The organism is Desulfovibrio sp. 1214_IL3152 (genome assembly GCF_036763055.1).
In the GTDB taxonomy this organism is placed as follows: Bacteria; Desulfobacterota; Desulfovibrionia; order Desulfovibrionales; family Desulfovibrionaceae; genus Desulfovibrio.
In genome coordinates this window covers 1-1,225 of record NZ_JBAIYW010000345.1, presented here as the reverse complement: position 1 = coordinate 1,225, position 1,225 = coordinate 1, and the positions used below count along the sequence as shown (strand labels likewise).

At 53.4% G+C, this 1,225-nt stretch carries 2 protein-coding genes; both read left to right on the top strand.

What is annotated here, in order from left to right; genetic code table 11:
• Nucleotides 1-195: 195 nt before the first annotated feature.
• Nucleotides 196-543, top strand: a complete 348-nt coding sequence (locus V6C07_RS07475; RefSeq protein WP_333535737.1) for a cupin domain-containing protein — start codon at nt 196-198, stop codon at nt 541-543.
• Between the two features lie 459 nt (nt 544-1,002).
• A partial coding sequence (locus V6C07_RS13405; protein WP_442891927.1) for a DUF5320 domain-containing protein occupies nt 1,003-1,225 on the top strand: 223 nt, incomplete at its 3' end.

The following is a 1,225-nucleotide window of genomic DNA, read 5'->3' as shown; positions in this document are numbered from 1 at the left end:
GACGCTCTTCCGATCTACGCCGGGCCGAAGGCACAGGCGGAAAAAATGCGGCAAAAAGCGCGGCAGAAACGCCAGCGACGGATGACGACGAAGCAACGGCATAAGCAGATGCCCCGTGCCTGACAGCGGATGCACATCCGCAGGGGCGTGGGGCAGCGTAAAGGCCGCAACCAAACAAAGGCACAAGGAGAACACATGATCTATCGCGCCGATGCACTGGAAGGGTTTGAAAAGGAAATGTTCGGTGGCCCCGGAACCACCAAGTTCACCAAAATCGTCAATGAAGAGGGCCTTGCCGGAAAAGGACGCCTGTTCAACCTGGTGAATCTCAAGCCCGGCTGCGCCATCGGCAGCCACAAGCACAACGGGGAACTTGAAATCTATCATGTGCTCAAAGGGCAGGGAACCTATAACGACAACGGAACCGAAGTGCTTGTCAAAGCCGGGGACGTGACCGTCTGTAATGACGGCGAGGTACACGGCATCCTCAATACCGGCACTGAAGACCTGGATATGGTCGCCCTTATCCTCTACACCAAATAAGGCAGCCCCCGTACCCCTCGCCTGCGCCTGCCACAACACGGCACAGACCGAACCGCAGCAGGACCTGCCGCTCAAAACGGCAACGGCTTTACTTCCCAAGGGCGGAACCGCAAGGTTTCCGCCCTTTTTTAGCATATTTCGTCTTTAGAGCAGAGTAACTTTGAGAATGTACATTCTCAAAGTTTAAGGCACGCTCACGTCGGCGTTTAACCGCTCAGATAAACTGCGCTTACGCCTCCGTAGCGAACGTCTGCTCACGCAGACGTCCGAGCAATTTAAAAGTTAAATTGCTCTAGAGCAGAGTAACTTTGAGCATGTACATTCTCAAAGTTTACTTCGGCGTTTACCGTGTCGACCCGAAGCCACATTTCATGCGGCGGCCGCAGCGCGTCCGTCCATTCTTTACTTAACACGCTATATTTACAGTATATATTTTATACAAAAAAATGTTATTGACATATGTCAGATAATGCCCATACTTTATTCATGACATATGTCAACAATAAAGACGCCCCGCGCAGGGCGCAATCAGAACAAAAGGAGGTTCATATGCCTTGCAATGACAATACAGGCCCTGAAGGCAACGGCCCGCGCACCGGGCGCGGACGCGGCATGTGCGGCGGAAACGGTATGGAACGAAAAATGGAACAGGACGGTGCCGGCATGCGGCGCGGTATGCGCC